Genomic DNA, 14,481 nt, shown 5'->3' on the forward strand with positions numbered 1-14,481 from the left:
CGAACAGATGTGCCGCGACCCAGAAGACAACCTGCCGAAAGGGCCACAATGTTCCGGGATCAGGCACTTCGATCTTGGGAATCGGGATGACGGCCTGAAACATCCCGCAAAGGCAATAGAGGCCGAAGTAGGCAAAACAGAATCGGAACGCGAGCCGTTTGCCCGCGCTCCAATCTTCTGCCGCACCTTCTGCTGTTGTCTGCTCGATTGCCGTGGCAACGTCCATCCGTCACCCTCAAAGCGGGCGTGGCTGAAGTCTCCGGTCGCCCACCGATTCATTATGGCGGATCAGTCAAGGGCCCCCCGCACCACCGTAGTCTATTAATCCGGCGCAGTTCCGCCGCACTTTCTGGGCAACTGATACTTCGGCGTCTCGCGGATCACCACCAGGTCAAAGCATTCCGAATTGGTGGAATCCGGTATCGCCGGTATCCCCCCTCCCCCCCCCACGCCGCCCGGACCCGACGGCGGCATCTGCATCGGCGGCGGTGGCGCAAAGTGAGGCGCGAGTTTCTTCTGCAACATGGCCGGTGCGATCTTATAGCTGGCAAAAACCGCCCCCGCCAACGCCTTCTCCTGCGCTGCCACATTTGGCGGAGCTTGTGCCAGCTTGAACATCACCTTGTACGTTCCACCGGTATCCACCGGTAGAGAACACATCAGCATGCCGAATGCGACCGGACCAGTCATGCTGTTGAACGAGCCGGCGAGCCTGCCGCACTGCACATTTGGCATGGGCACTTGTATTGGTGTACTCGACGCGATCTTCATTTGGGGATCCGGCTTATTGTTCATTGATGCGCCCCACTGCTCCAGCATCGTGAACTTCTGATCGAGGCTTGCCGAATTGGGCATCGAAAGATCGATCCCATTGCTTGGCTGCTGCCCGAGTTGAAACGCTGCGTTTCTGACCACAAAAGTGAGACCAAGATTGATCGTCTCCCCGTTGGGGCCGGTCATGAGGATTACCGTCTCCGCGCCCTTGGTCACGTTCCATCCCGGCGGCACTCCGGCCTGTGCGCTTTGATCCGGCGCCGTATAGGACGTCAATGAGGGTGCTCCCTGTGCCGGAGCTTGTCCCATCGCCCCGGTCACGGTCAGGAGCGTCGCGCCGATAATGGCGGCCAAGCTCGTTGAAATCAGGTTCACCCGTGACAGATTTCCTGTTTTGCGCTTAAGCACGATCATCACTCCTTGTTGGCTGGACAGAACTTGCCCTTTGAAGTTGGCAGGACCGTGGGCGGTTCTGAGGTTCAGTGCGCAAAGCCTATCACGGGAAATGGGTAAAGTCTCAGAAGAAATGAGAGGCCATTTTGTGTCATTTCATGCCAGCGTGCCTGAACACTATTAGAATGGTGCCGAAGGGAAATTTCTTGCCAGCATACGGGTATCTTTGCGAAGAATGTGCCTGCCATTTCGAGCAGCGCCAGAAGATGTCGGACGCCGCGATCGACCAATGCCCTCAGTGCGGCGGCCACGTCAAACGGCTGATCAGCGGCGGTGCCGGCGCTATCACCAAGGGTGCGAGCCAGCCACAGGCGCCTGCCTGCGCGTCCGGTGCCTGCTGCGGAGGCGGCATGTGCAATTACCCCACGAACTGACACATTTCGTCAGGGCCCGGCCGGTTCGGCAAAAATGAGCGCTACCAATCGAGACAATGGTCCGACGCGCTCGCGCCTCGGCGCCTTTAGTTCACAAATCGGCTTTTGATCTCGCCCGACGTTAGCAAATACGGAATGATCGCACCCGCCCAAAGCAATGACCGCACCAGGCTAATGTCGCTGGGGGTCATGCTTGCGTCCGGAAACAGCAAATTGATTGCGGCGGTCGTGGCAACAATGAAGAGGCCAGTCGCAGCCACGTTGGCCACCATGAAATTTGGAAAGTGCCTGCGCTTCGCGTAGAAGAAGAAATTCAGTACCAGCTCGGTTTGAAGTTCAGGCCCCTGTGCGGTCGCGTGCTGCGCCACAGAACTACGCGCATTCGCTTATGCGAAGACCAGTCCGAGTGCCGAGTCGATCTGCTGCTTCATCGGGACTGGGTCGGAGCTCATCTCCTGCGCCAGCAAGCTTGCGGATGGTGCTTCCGAGCCGGTTCCAACCAGGACTTTCAGTGCGCTGATGGCCGAGTCGATCTGCTCCATGCGATTCCGCAGCCGCTTGGCCTCCTCGAACAGACTGTCCAATTCGCCCGTCGCCGCTTCCATTGCCGCGTGATAAGTGGCTGCATATGCTTGATGGTTCATGTCGACCTCCATGAAAAGGAGTCTAGCCCTGCAGCGAGCGTGAATCCTATTGCACAAACCGTGCGACAGCAAACTACTTTTGTGCTACAACCTGACCCGCTGGAGGAATCGTCTCCTGTCCCCCGGTGTTGGAACCCAACCCGGAAGCATTCACCACCGGTCTCCAATGCCCTTCCCTTGCGTGTTCGAAGGCTGACGGCGAAGACGCAGTCAACATATGCGCCGCGCCGTTTCCCAGTGGTCAAGTAATTGAAAGGGTCCGCTACGCAGCCGGCTACCGGGCCCCGAAGGTGCCGTGAAGAAAGCCACCTTACGTTTGCTGCCAATCCATCGGCAACTGACAACCCAACTCAATTGGAGCTGGGAGTCCTTAGTACATAAGAGACTCTGGGGGATCGATACCACTTCACGCTCCCGTGATCGAGTTCGTCATCGAGCAATCGAATTTGACTTTCCTCATCATGGTCCGACGAGGGATCGAGCCAGAACTGGTCAAACGTACCTGGCTTAGAAAACAAATTCCTCACCGTCGCCGAGTTTTGAGACAGTCGAACCGCAAGGTAGATCATTCCGTCGTCCTCATAGTCTTTCCCTGGAGACGAGTGGCAGACGACCCTGTGGTGCGGACAGAGCCGTCTGTCCCCTCGCTGCGTGCAGGCTCTCGTTGGCTCCTCCCTCAGTCGCCAGGTCGAGAACCACCCCAGTGCACGCCTTATTGCCCGCGCCTGGCGCGATCAGCATCCCTTGCCAGGTCGTGCAATAACTCAATGAAGGCCGACGACTGCCCCTTGAAAAGGCCCATTGCGGTAAGAAAACTCACCACGCCCATTGCCACACCGTTGGTTTCAGTCGGTCGAATAATGGAACACGGCGGAAGCTTTCGGCTCAGAAAAGGACAAGGCTCCGGCATGATCAGGTTGGTCTGGAATGTCTCGCCTCCAAAAGGAGCGGAGTTCAGATCGGGAAACGTGACCTCCACGCCCGTCTTCGGATCGGTGGCGCTCAGAGGCGGCGCATTACCGGCCTTATCGGACCATGTCTGAAAATGCATCGTTTCCGTCGGCCCGATGCTGATGAGAATTCTGAGGACCTCCACGCTCGTCGCACGCTGCGCCATCGACGGGTAAAGACTGTTGCCGCCCTGCTCAATCGTCGGGAAATGAAAACCCGCGGTGTTCGCAATGGCCTGCAGAAAGTTCGCATCCATCGTGTCGTCATCCGTACGCGGAATCGCCGTGTGCTCGCCAAGCGCCAGGCTCGGTACGGCCTGCGGAAATGTGAAATGCGGATCGAGATCGGGGTTGTGGTTGCTGCTGCGGTAGCGTGTCCACCAACTTGTATCCAGCGTCAGGCGCATCAGGTTGGTCAGCCGGAGCTTCCCGCTTGAACCAGTCGCCGTACTGCCATCAAGCGTTCGAAATTCCTCCAGGCTTATCGGCTCTTCACCTTTTGACCTGAGATAGGCATTCAGAAAATTCTGATGTGTGAATTCATCATCCGTGTTGTCGTGAATATACTGCGCCATATCTTCATCAAGAACGCTAAGCGCCGCTGTATACGCCGGGTTTCCGCTTCCGCCCGGCACTTCCTTGTCCTGCACACCGCCGAGTTCGTTGTACTGCACCCAGAAATCCGTTTCCAATATCTCCGCCGCTGCCGCAAAGCGAAGCAATGCAGCATCACCGCGACTTAACCGGCCACGGTGCTCGTTGTCTTCATCCTCCCCCAAAAGGGTTGGGCTCCCGATCGCAAGTCCCGCACCGGCCGTTGCAACGCCTGCCGTGAGTCCGTTTCTTATAAATGAACGGCGGTTGATTTCCGCCTTCATGCTCGTCCAGCTTGAATCCATATATTGGACCTCCTAATGCGTCCAGCATGAACGCGAAAGGCGAAATGCGTGTCAGCGCGTTGTCATCTTCTCGTCATTTTTCAGAAACCTTATGCAAGGAGAAATGACCAACCAATTACACCGGAATGACAACCTGAAAGATCTTCAGTCTTACCCTCCTGATTGAATTACCCCGCAGAGCGCAGCATGCCGGGTGTGCCGCAGACACGCTCGGCCGTTGTGCCCTTCAACCTCCGTTTAGCACGTGGAGAGTTCAATGCAAGAAGTTCCCCCGAGATTTCGCGTCCTGATTGCAGATGATGATTGCGTCATCGCGAACACGTTGTCGCAGATTCTGCGACTAAACGGTTACGAAACCGAAACTGTCAGCAGCGGAGAGGAGGCGGTGGCAACGGCGGCAAAGCGCAAGCCCGATATCCTCATCACCGATGTTGTGATGGGCGGTATCACCGGAATCGAAGCCGCAATCCGTATTCTCGAGTTCATCCCCGCTTGTCTCGTAATCCTCATCTCCGGCCAGGCGAACACTGCCGATCATCTGCCCGGCGCTTGGCGCAAAGGGCATCAATTGGAAATCCTACCCAAGCCGGTTCATCCCAAAGTCCTGCTTGAGCGCATCGCTGCTTTTGCGGCCGAGCAAGCTTTAGCAAAGGCGCAATGCGACCTGTCGGCAGCGACGCGCTGTTAACCTTCGGAGTTCTGGCTCGCTGGCGCACAATGCGCCCTCTCCCTGCCGCGAAATACCATAGAAGAGATGGGCATTGCCGCACCAAGCTCAGATAACAAGAGTCGTTCGTCCCTCCGCGTCCTCATCGCCGGCGGTGGCACAGGTGGTCATATCATCCCGGCGCTCGCTGTGGCCCATGAACTTGTCACGCATCATCAGGCTGAAGTGCTGTTTGTTGGTACATCGCGTGGGATGGAGTCGCGCCTGGTTCCTGCAGCCGGTTTTCCTCTGCGGCTGATCGACGTGGGACCGCTCAAGAACGTCTCACTGGCAACGCGAATCCGCACTATGCTCGATATCCCGCGCAGCCTCTTTGCGTGTCGGCGACTCATCCTCACATTCAAGCCGGATGTCGTGTTCGGAGTCGGAGGATACGCTTCGGGTCCGGGAATGGCCGCTGCGGTGATGATGCGCGTGCCTGCGATGGTATTCGAGCCGAACGCGATGCCGGGGCTCGCGAATCGTCTGGTGGGAAAGCGCGTGCAGGCTGCGGCAGTGAATTTCCCTTCGGCGGCAATTTTCTTTCGTAATGCGGAGGTGACCGGCATCCCGGTGCGGCCGGATTTCTTCAAGCTGCCACCCGCGACCGGGGAGGCTCCACACCTGCTGGTCTTTGGGGGATCGCAGGGTGCGCGGCTCTTCAACAACACGCTGCCATCCATCGCGCCTGACCTATTTGCGTCTGTCCCTGGACTCACCATTCTCCACCAGGCTGGCGTGCGCCATGTCGACGCCACCGAAGCTGCCTACAAGGCGAGCGGCGCCAATCCCGCGCAATGGCAAGTCAGCGGATTTCTCGATGACATGCCCGCGCGGTTCGCTCAGGCCAATCTAGTGATGTCGCGCAGTGGAGCCTCTACCGTCGCTGAACTCGCTGCTGCGGGCAAGCCGGCGCTGCTGGTTCCCTTCGCCGCCGCGGCCGACGATCACCAGACCCGCAACGCCGAAGAGATGGTCAAGGCCGAAGCCGCGGTGATGCTGAAAGAATCCGATCTCGCCGATCACGACCAGGTCATCGACGTCCTCATACAGCTGCTTGGGTCGCATGAACGGCTAACGGCCATGTCTGCCGCGGCGTTGACTCAATCTCATCCACAGGCTGCGGAGGACATCGCCAACCGGTTGGTATCGCTGGCCGGGGATTGATGGTGCGGCAGGATTCCAGCTTCAAGGTCCCCATACTTAAAGAGGGGGGTCTATACCCGTCTCTTTTGAGAAGTTATCTGTTTTCAATGGCCCGGTGGCGGACTTCTCTGCAGATTATCCCAAACAAACACGATAGCTATAGATTCTTCTTCTGAAATGACTTACGGAAGTTTCGTGACCGAGGGCGGCTGCCACTCAGCGTCCCGAAGTTCTCCTATTTCCATTATGAACAAGCCGGCGAAATAACCTGCAAATCTTCGGTCGATTTTTGGGATTTATTTTTTTGCAGACTCGGTGAGCCCTTCGTGGCGCTCAATTTTTCAGGCGGTGCAATGCCTCTGCGCTATACTTTTGGCCTTCGAACATTGCTGAGCATTTTTCCCCGAAGAAATTCTCATCTGGAGGTTTGTATGAAAGTGATGACTACGTTTAGTGTGCGGCCCGGCTTTCTGAAGGAAGCGGCTGCACGGTTCCTCGCCGGTCAGGCCGCACCCGTGGAAGGTACGACCCTGCTGGGACGCTGGCACAATGCCGATGGCAGCGGAGGATTCGCCCTCTTCGAAACCAGCAGCCCCGAAGCCCTGTTTGAAGGAGCCGTGAAGTGGGCCGACGTGCTGGAGATCCACGGCCACGTTGTTGTCGATGACAATGCCGCAGGCGCCTCGATGGCGAAGTACTACGGAAAGTAAACGCGCCTTCCTAGCCTCCCAGGTCTCAAAGTCGAGACCTGGGGCACCCAGGCAAGTGGTGAGTGAGCGTCGCTGGAGATCCGGGTTTTCAGTTCATGCGGAAGTGGGCGCGGGTACTCTCGCGCTGCGTGGCGAGCCAGTCGGTGAAGATCAAGGTTGCGCCTACGGCTGCGAGATTGTATGCGTCGCCGCCCCACGTCGTGTGTTCATGCGGAGTGGCGAAGGCGTTCGGCGTCAGCACCAGAATGCTGAAAAGCAGAAACATAAGGGCGAGCAGCCGGGCGGCCAGCACGTCGAGAACGCCCGAAACGATTCCGAGGCCAGCGAGGATGAAGGCGATGCCGCTGACCACCGCCCAGAATGCTCCTCCCAGCGGCATCCACGCGGGCACCATGCCGGCGGGCTCCGCAATGTCGAGGAGGTGCACGATACCGAAGTCGGCTACGAATAATCCGAAGACCCAGCGCGCCACCGTCGCTTGTCGTGCAGAGAGAGCGCGTGCGGACAGCTTTGCGTAGACCAGGAGCGCGCCGATGGTGACGATCAACTGCCCGCCGGGCCCGCCCAGTACTCCGATGTAGACGCTGAGGCGATATCCGCGGTAGTGGGGCGCCGTGTAAAAGCGCGGCAACCAGAAGATGGCGAAGACGGTGTAGATGACGGCCAGCATCACAGCGCCGATGCGCTCGGTGCGTTCATACAAGATGGCCGCGCCTCCCACGATGAGCCAGATGGCGGTAACGTAGGCGAAGAAGGTGACGCCGGGAATGTGATCGCCAAATGCCTGGACAGGCTGATGCGCCGACTCAAACTCGCCCCAGATAAGGTCGAGGACGCCGGCGGCAATGGATGCCAGCCCGAGAACCCATACGCCGAGTTTCATGATCGCTCCCGCGGTCGGGAAATTTGGAGGATCAATCGTAGTGAAACGGTCTGCGACGAACAAGCGGTGAAAGATCGTGAGTTACAAAACGGATCAGCGGGCTTGCACAGCGGACGGGTTGGGGCTGAAGCCCCGCAGCGACCTAAGAGTGCCTTATTTCTCTTTGCGCATCGAGGGGGTGAACGTGATTCCGATCAGTAGTCCTTCGGGCGCGAGGAAACGGCTGACGATTTGTCCCCACGGCTCCTTCTTGTTCCTGACGAGCATTTTGTAGCCTCTCGATTCCAGTTCCGCCGTGGCTTGTTCAACGTCGTCGACATCGAATTCAAGCCAGGCCTGCGGGATCGGAATGTCGTGAGGCCACGTATCTTTGGCGAAACAGGACTTTGAGGCTTCAGAGAGCGGCCACAGAGCGAAGGTTTTTGCGCCTTCCAGGGATTCTGTGTGGAGATAGCCGCCGGTCTCCTCCTTGAATCGAATGCCGAGAACATCGCCGTAGAGTTTGCGACTCGCCGCTCTGTCCGGAACAATAGGGCCAAAGCCCGCGATGAACAGAATCCTGCTGTGTTCCATGATGCGACCTCTGCTGAGGTTTGAAGCGAGGATTAGGTTGTTGGTTTACCGAATCCCGGGTCTCAGAAGCGAGACCTGGGGCACCCAGCATCTCAGTTTGTGCAAGAAGAGGGAACGATCGGATGGCAGCGCCACCGAACGGTTCAGACACCAAACTGGCGGAGATGGTGGTCGAGGTGCTTGTACATCAGAATCGCCCACTCGTCCGGCGTGAGGCGGCCAAAGAAGGTGTGGGGATGCGAGGTGCAACCCGCAGGCCCACATGCGACAAAGCGGTTGACTAGCTCAGAGAGGCGGCGGCGCTCCACGTCGAGGTCGCGGTCGTCGGCCACAACCAGGCTTGGGGCGGTGGGCGAGCCGGGACGCAACGGTTTTTCGTTCCCAACGACCATGGGCTTAATGACCCATCCGATGGCTCGCCCGACAAACATGCGCTCCGGGCGGCTGTCGCCGAGGGCAAGCTCCATTGCGCGCGAGCAGTGTTCCACGGCCTGGGCCGCGTTCATTTTGCCCCACTGGCGCGGGCTGTCGTGCTTGAGCTGCGCGAGACGCTCGTCGATCCGTTTGGCCACACCGGGCTCGTAGAGATTCTTCATGGAGAGAGTTTCTTCGAGCGGGGTCTGGGTGGGCAAGTGGAAGGAGACCCAAGCGTGTGCTCCAGGTTTTCCCAAGTCTCAGGGACGAGACCCTTCGACTTTGCTCTGGGCAGACTCTGGGGCACCCGGCGGAAGCTGGACCATTGCTGGCGCAGGTCTTTGGAAAGTAGCGGCGAGCATGAAAGCAGGCGTGAGGATGCGATCGCTATATAGCGATTGCATGTCTCAGAGAGGTCTCCTCAGCTCAATAGGAGCATGGGACCCGGGGACCTTGTACAGTCAACCAACTTACGTGGGCCAGCGACGGGCGGCGGCTTCCGTTGCTGGTAAATGCACGGGACCCTGCGCTACGAGAGGCTCTCGCCAGATGCGGTTGCGGCCCATCTGAATAATGATGCGTCCAACGCCCGTGGGAGTGGTGCCGTATCGCTGGATGAGCGCTGCCCGCTCGACCTGCTTTTCGGGAGAGAAACCAAATTCAATAACGATCGGTTCCTCGACTCTGAAGTCCGAGAGTGGCGCGGATCCTGGAGCTTGCAGCCATTTTTCGATGTCGTATTGAAAAACGGCGCCGGGGTTGAGATCGTCTGTAGAAGATCCCCAGAGGTTGTGGGTTCTTCCCGCACAAAAAGCTTTGATTTCTGAGAACTCCGCGTCGTCCTCTGACTCCTCGCCCATCTTGTCGCCAAGAACCAATCCTGCGATGCGAAAGACATACTCAGCCCAATCATCCATCACGGCGAGACTCATTGCCGAATGGGTCTGAATTAGATTGATGCCGATTTCTCCATTCAGCATCTTGTCGTAATTACCCTCTGCATACACGTAGGCGCGCAGATCCTCCTCTGAGGTCCATAGCTCCTCTTTCGTGTGCCGCGTGAAGGAGTGAAATATCTTCTGGACCGAGGCAGGGGCGGTGTCCATTTCGGCAAGAACGCGCTGGAGAAAACTGATGATTGGCGTTTTCTTGTAGCGAAGGAATCTCAGCAGGGGCCCGAAACCACCTCCGTTGTAAACGACAGCAACCATGAGGTGCAGTTTTCTGGCTTCCTGATAATCGTCGAACGACATCGTGTTGGTCGAGCTGATGACTTCTTCGATCTCGACGGCGATGCGTCCATTGGAGAGCCTGGCGAAATCTCGGGGTAGAATGCGAAAATGTGAGCCGATGTTATAGGTGGCGCGGCTCATCGCGGTGTTGAGCTTCGTGCCCATGAGCAGCATGCATGTGTAGGTATCGATGATGTCGATGCCTGCTTCGACAACATCTGAAAGTGATTTGACGTGGCGCTCGTAAGAATCACCAGGCAGGCCCAGAATCAACTCCGACAGCGTAGGGAGTCCAAACTCCTGGTAGACATTCGACAAAGCCAGCATCTGCGATGTGCTGATGTTCTCCCGCTGAATTTCCTTCAGTACGACAGGATCCATCGATTGCACAGAGAGCCACATCGACATTGAACCATTCAGCTTGCGCAATGCTTTGGCGATGCGCTCTTTCTTGTTCTTCCCTGTGGAGGCGAAGATGGAGCGAGGCCAGTTGTATTTCTGCTGAAGCGATTCAATATGCTCCACGATCTCGTAATCGCGCTCGTACATGGCGAAATTGGGATCGGCGAACATGAGATTTGAAATGAAGTTGGGGGCGCGCTCGACAGCGTCTGCAATGTAGTCCAGCTCTGCCTTCACTCGTTCGAGGCTGAATTGATTCACCTTGGAGATGAGCGAATTGCCTTCATGGCAGAAGGTGCAAGAGAATGGGCATCCGCGATTCGTCTCCATCATGGGCGAAAGGATGCCGTCGAAGAATTTGTCCATGAGCCCGGTGAGATAAGGAGAAGGAATCTCATCGAGTTCGCGACGGCGCGGCAACACGCTGCCGCACATCACTTCCGAGTCACCGACGCCATGAATGAATCCGTCGATCGGCGAGCTCTTCATTTTCTCGCGGCTGACGCCCGTTTCCATGGCGCGTGCGATGAGGTTGGCAAACGCTTGTTCGCCTTCGAGATAACAATAGAAATCGATCTCAGGATGCTGGCGGATGAACTGCTTACGCGGTTCGTCTTCCAGCGAAAAATTGGGGCCGCCCATCACGCGAATTGTGGCCGGGCAGCTCTCGCGCGCCATGCGGAAGAATTCCAATCCCAGGTTGAAGTTCCAGGGATAGTTGCTGAGCCCGAGGATATGGGGTGGCTTTTCGGCGAGTGCCTGCTCGAGATCGGGAATGTATTTAAACAGGCGGATATCGATATCGTTGCCGTAGCACTTTTTGGCATAGGCAGCGATAAAGCCGACGTTCAGCGGAAAGGCGTCCGTGGCGAGGGAGAGCGTGGTGTACGTGAGATCGCCCAGATAGATAGTCAGTGGTGCGCCAGTGCGCGCGAAAGTCGCGGAAGACATACACTCTCCTCCATGAACCGTGGGGTACACGGTGCTGGAAAAACTGCTGGACACAAACGCCCCATCAGCATCGCCTGCAAGCGATGGGGGAACGGGACTTAGCGGCTGAACATGCTGAGTCCGGAGGAAGCGTCCCGAGCCGCAATTCCTGCGGGGATTATCTCTTTTTCTCGTTCGGGGGCCGCGTAGTAGTGAGAGCTTACCACATGTGGAAAAGGTGCCAATAACACCAACGAGAGTTACTTATGGGTCAGTGAAATGGAGATAATCTGGCCGGGGTACCCCCGATCATAAGACGATCCTTCGCCCCACTACTCAACAAACAAAGCGTTTGCGGGGTTGTATGCGTGCTGCGCTCAGGAAAAACACTTCCGTGGTTTCTGAAGGGGTCGGTGGACCGATTGGCGGTGCCGGCCGCTGTAACTGGCGATCTCCGGCCTGGCTCTGGTTCGCTGACGATGAAGTCATTCGTGCCCTTCAAGCGCAAACCGCACGCATGAAAGGGGTCAGGATTTCAGAAGCAGGTCCTTCGCGATGCTCAGGATGACACTTCTGTGTTTACGATCCCGGGCACGGAATGGCTGAGGTGGGCAACACCGTCTCGTTGGGGAAGCTGAAGGCGCCGTCGATCGCGCTGGAGGTTGCTCCCATTTCGAACCACTGGTAGAGTGCGACGTTTTGCGGGTGGTAGGTGGTGTTGGTCCCGTGCTGCTTGACCTCGATGGCGCTGGTTGCGTTGGCCAGTCCCTCGATGGGATCAGCTATTTCAAGATTGGCCTGGCACACGGTGGAGTTCGCGGGCTGACCCGGGAACTGCCAGTTCGGGGTCGAGTTATCGATGAACGGATCGTCGAAGGACTCGCTGGTTTCGTGCGAGAGTGCGGTCACGTCCTGGAATCCGGCACCAAAGAGACCGGGCGAGATCCAGCTTGCATATTCCGTGATCCAGCGCGGCTGCGGGAAGACTCCGCCTTCGAGGAAATACGTGTGGAAGCCGAGTTCGCAGCAGCTGCCGGGTGTGTTCGGGTTGCTCGTATTGAGATCGAAGAGGAAGGTGTTGGGGAAGAGCGTCATGTTGATGCTGTTGGTGGTGAAGTTGCCGAGGTTGATCTCGTTCACAACTTCGTTGTCAAAGAAGAAGTTAAACAGCGGAGACAACATTTCGACGAAGGTGCTGCCGTCGGCGGCCGTTCCGGTGAAGTACGCGCGGGCCTGCACGGTGTCGCCGTTCTCAAGCTCGATGTCGACGGTGAACGGAACCGTGATGGTGACGCGGTTGACCACCTGGGGAGAGATCACGGTGTGCCAGTTGCTCTTCATGATGTTGAAGAACTCGGCGCGGTGGGCGGCGTCGGCATACTCAATATTGTGGCCCGATCGGTAATTAAGAGGCACGAAGTTGGGCGAGTTGAGGACCTTCTGCTCGAAGGGGCCGAAGGGGACAGTTTTGAATACGCTGCCGTCGGCGTTCAGAAGCTGGAGGGAAACCTCGTCGATATTCGCCGGGTAGACGGTGGATCCGCCGACCCTGGGATCGTTGCCGATCATGGTGAAGCGAAAATTCCCGTCTTGGCTGCCGCCGGCCTCGGCGACGAACGCGCCGTCAAAGGTGGCGATGGTATTGAGGCCATCGATGGTGGGCTGGTTGTTGCGTGTGTCGCCGAGGTCGAAGTTGTTGTTGCTGGCGGCTTCGGTGGCGGCGTTGCGGTTGGCGGTAATGTGCGCGGTGCCTGAGGCGCCGCTGATCACTTTGCCGGTAGCGGCATTGATGGTGATGGCGTTGATGGAGTAGCCGGCGGAAACGCTGGAGACCGGGACGGGCGCCCGTTCCGCATATCCGGGATGGGCGGGGTGAGCTCCGCCAGAGACGAGACTAACGGCCTGGGCAAAGCTGAGAGTGGGAAAACAACACAAGACACAGAGCAACAGAACACGCGGGGGAATACGCATGGGGGAAATCTCCTTGAGAGGCCTGGAATCAAGAAATTGTAGGACTTGAAAGTGCGAACGCTTCACGTTACGGAACACGCGCGAGCTATGGAAGCAAGAGCAACAATGAAGGGAACAAGGTGGGTTGTCAAGAAAAAATGGGGCGAATCAGCCCGGCCTGACGCAAGGTGCGAAAGAGGTTCAATCGACTTTCTTGCTGATGTTAAGCAGGATGCCGATGCCAGCCAGCGTGAAAAAGAGGCTTGTTCCCCCGGAGGAGATAAAGGGAAGGGGGATTCCCTTGGTGGGCAGCAGCGAGAGGACGACGCTGATGTTGAAGAAAGCCTGGAGCAGGATGGCGGTGGTGAGTCCGAAGGCGGTGAGGCGGGCAAATGGATCGGTGGAGCGGTAGGCGGTGCGAAGGCCGCGGTATCCGAGAACGACGAAGAGCGCGAGGATGCATATGGCGCCGACGAAGCCGAGCTCTTCCGCGATGTTGGCGTAGATGAAGTCGGTGTGGGCTTCGGGCAGATAGAAGAGCTTCTGCATACCCTCCATGTAGCCGCGGCCGGTGAAGCCGCCGGTGCCAACGGCGATGAGGGATTGATTGATGTGGAATCCGGCGCCCTGGGGGTCGAGGTCGGGATGCATGAAGGCCAGCATGCGGGCGCGGCGCCACGGCACCCAGAAAAGCAGCATGGCGAGGGGCGGCGCGGCGGCGGCGAGGGCGAGGAAGAGATACTTCCAGTCCATGCCGGCGAGGATGAGCATCATGGCGGAGACTCCGCCAACCACAAGAGCGGTGCCGAGGTCGGGCTGCTTGACGATCAGCAGCATGAAGACGACGGGCATCATGGCGGCGCGCAGCAGGGTGTTACGCCAGTCGTGCATCTGGCCGAGGCGCGTCGAGAGAAACCATGCTAGGAAAAGAATGATGACGGGCTTGGCGATCTCAGAAGGCTGAAAGGTAAAGAAACCGCCAAAGCGGATCCAGCGATGGGTGTGGTGGGAGTCGCGAAAGAAGAGGACGATGACCAGCAGCAGGGTGGTAACGGTGAGCGCGGGATAGATGAAGCGCGGGGAGTTGTAGCGCATGTAATCGATGCGCGAGAGCACGATCATGGTGAAGATGCCGGCGACGGCCCATAGCGCCTGGCGGGTGACGAAGCCGTAGGGGGAGTGGTAGCGCTCCTCGGCAACGACGGCGGAGGCGGAGAAAACCATGACCAGGCCGGCGACGACCAGCAGCAGGGTGGTAAAGAATATCCACTTGTCGACGCCAACGCGCTTTGCCATTTTTCTTCTCGACTTGAAAGAGTCTGAAGGTATGGTTTCACGGGTGGGCTGTGGAGATTCGCGGGGGAGTGATGGCGGGGACCAAAGTGATCAATTCGCCGGCGCAGGAAGGGCGAAGAGCAACCGCAGATCCTTCGACTGCGCT

At 57.9% G+C, this 14,481-nt stretch carries 15 protein-coding genes; 4 read left to right on the forward strand and 11 right to left on the reverse strand.

All coding sequences use genetic code 11. From position 1 onward, the window contains the following. Positions 1-226: hypothetical protein (locus VK574_RS03365; RefSeq protein WP_472798395.1), on the reverse strand; the 226-nt coding region annotated here is incomplete at its 3' end. A gap of 95 nt (positions 227-321) precedes the next feature. Beyond that, entirely contained in the window at positions 322-1,182 is an 861-nt protein-coding gene (locus VK574_RS03370) for a hypothetical protein (protein WP_472798396.1), read from the reverse strand. Between the two features lie 191 nt (positions 1,183-1,373). On the opposite strand from VK574_RS03370, the gene VK574_RS03375 reads away from it, so the two are divergent. Next, positions 1,374-1,601 (forward strand): FmdB family zinc ribbon protein, encoded by a 228-nt coding sequence (locus VK574_RS03375; RefSeq protein ID WP_472798397.1) that lies wholly within the window; start codon positions 1,374-1,376, stop codon positions 1,599-1,601. A gap of 86 nt (positions 1,602-1,687) precedes the next feature. Here the strand turns inward: VK574_RS03375 and VK574_RS03380 are convergent, their stop codons facing one another. The 3 genes from VK574_RS03380 to VK574_RS03390 all read right to left on the reverse strand — a co-directional run bounded on the left by VK574_RS03380 (position 1,688) and on the right by VK574_RS03390 (position 4,094). Next, positions 1,688-1,969 (reverse strand): DUF2569 family protein, encoded by a 282-nt coding sequence (locus VK574_RS03380; protein WP_472798398.1) that lies wholly within the window; start codon positions 1,967-1,969, stop codon positions 1,688-1,690. 18 nt (positions 1,970-1,987) lie between these two features. Next, positions 1,988-2,245 (reverse strand): hypothetical protein, encoded by a 258-nt coding sequence (locus VK574_RS03385; protein WP_472798399.1) that lies wholly within the window; start codon positions 2,243-2,245, stop codon positions 1,988-1,990. Between the two features lie 712 nt (positions 2,246-2,957). Continuing rightward, positions 2,958-4,094 carry a ferritin-like domain-containing protein gene (locus VK574_RS03390; RefSeq protein ID WP_472798400.1) on the reverse strand — a complete coding sequence of 379 codons (1,137 nt, stop codon included), beginning with the start codon at positions 4,092-4,094 and terminating at the stop codon, positions 2,958-2,960. Between the two features lie 256 nt (positions 4,095-4,350). Between VK574_RS03390 and VK574_RS03395 the strand changes: the two genes are divergently transcribed. The 3 genes from VK574_RS03395 (at position 4,351) to VK574_RS03405 (ending at position 6,656) form a co-directional block, all read left to right on the forward strand. Then, the gene (locus VK574_RS03395; RefSeq protein ID WP_472798401.1) at positions 4,351-4,782 is read left to right on the forward strand and encodes a response regulator; all 432 of its coding nucleotides are present in this window, start codon (positions 4,351-4,353) and stop codon (positions 4,780-4,782) included. A 66-nt stretch (positions 4,783-4,848) separates the two neighbouring features. Then, the gene (gene murG, locus VK574_RS03400) at positions 4,849-5,967 is read left to right on the forward strand and encodes an undecaprenyldiphospho-muramoylpentapeptide beta-N-acetylglucosaminyltransferase (RefSeq protein WP_472798402.1); all 1,119 of its coding nucleotides are present in this window, start codon (positions 4,849-4,851) and stop codon (positions 5,965-5,967) included. A 410-nt stretch (positions 5,968-6,377) separates the two neighbouring features. Next, positions 6,378-6,656 (forward strand): DUF3303 domain-containing protein, encoded by a 279-nt coding sequence (locus VK574_RS03405; protein WP_472798403.1) that lies wholly within the window; start codon positions 6,378-6,380, stop codon positions 6,654-6,656. An 88-nt stretch (positions 6,657-6,744) separates the two neighbouring features. Here VK574_RS03405 and VK574_RS03410 read toward each other — a convergent pair whose 3' ends face one another. The 6 genes from VK574_RS03410 to ftsW form a co-directional block, all read right to left on the reverse strand. Beyond that, positions 6,745-7,539, reverse strand: coding sequence for a hypothetical protein (locus VK574_RS03410; protein WP_472798404.1), 795 nt, complete (start codon positions 7,537-7,539; stop codon positions 6,745-6,747). Between the two features lie 153 nt (positions 7,540-7,692). Continuing rightward, complete coding sequence (locus VK574_RS03415; protein WP_472798405.1) at positions 7,693-8,112, reverse strand: VOC family protein; 420 nt, start codon at positions 8,110-8,112, stop codon at positions 7,693-7,695. A 143-nt stretch (positions 8,113-8,255) separates the two neighbouring features. Further along, the gene (locus VK574_RS03420) at positions 8,256-8,708 is read right to left on the reverse strand and encodes a DUF1569 domain-containing protein (RefSeq protein ID WP_472798406.1); all 453 of its coding nucleotides are present in this window, start codon (positions 8,706-8,708) and stop codon (positions 8,256-8,258) included. 288 nt (positions 8,709-8,996) lie between these two features. Further along, positions 8,997-11,111 carry a B12-binding domain-containing radical SAM protein gene (locus VK574_RS03425; protein WP_472798407.1) on the reverse strand — a complete coding sequence of 705 codons (2,115 nt, stop codon included), beginning with the start codon at positions 11,109-11,111 and terminating at the stop codon, positions 8,997-8,999. Positions 11,112-11,669: 558 nt separating this feature from the next. Further along, entirely contained in the window at positions 11,670-13,061 is a 1,392-nt protein-coding gene (locus tag VK574_RS03430) for a hypothetical protein (protein WP_472798408.1), read from the reverse strand. A gap of 180 nt (positions 13,062-13,241) precedes the next feature. Continuing rightward, the gene (gene ftsW, locus VK574_RS03435) at positions 13,242-14,336 is read right to left on the reverse strand and encodes a putative lipid II flippase FtsW (RefSeq protein WP_472798409.1); all 1,095 of its coding nucleotides are present in this window, start codon (positions 14,334-14,336) and stop codon (positions 13,242-13,244) included. Between the last annotated feature and the right edge of the window lie 145 nt (positions 14,337-14,481).

This window comes from Occallatibacter sp. (assembly GCF_035317045.1).
In the GTDB taxonomy this organism is placed as follows: Bacteria; Acidobacteriota; Terriglobia; order Terriglobales; family Acidobacteriaceae; genus Telmatobacter.